Source organism: Neisseria sp. P0001.S007 (assembly GCF_051963655.1).
GTDB lineage: Bacteria > Pseudomonadota > Gammaproteobacteria > Burkholderiales > Neisseriaceae > Neisseria > Neisseria subflava_A.
Genome location: NZ_JBQCUB010000050.1, coordinates 1 through 255, shown reverse-complemented (window position 1 = coordinate 255; position 255 = coordinate 1). Strand labels below are relative to the sequence as shown.

1 protein-coding gene is annotated in these 255 nt (G+C 51.0%); it reads right to left on the bottom strand.

The window, feature by feature from the left end; genetic code table 11:
- On the bottom strand, positions 1 to 255 hold a 255-nt coding region (locus tag ACTHRE_RS11165; RefSeq protein ID WP_440345172.1), incomplete at both ends, for a transposase.

The following is a 255-nucleotide window of genomic DNA, read 5'->3' as shown; positions in this document are numbered from 1 at the left end:
CAGCGGACGGTTGCGGTGGGCTTTGCGCATAATGCCGTCCAACAACCGATGCTCTTTCAGATGTTGCCGGTTTTCCTCACTGTCATAGCCTTTGTCGGCATAAACGGTCGTACCTTTGGGTAACCCTTCCAACAAAGGCGACAGGTGTTTGCACTCATGGGCATTGGCGGGGGTAATGTGCAGTTTCTCGATATAGCCTTCCGCATCTGTACGGGTATGTTGTTTGTAACCGAGTTTGTAGAGGCCGTTTTTCTT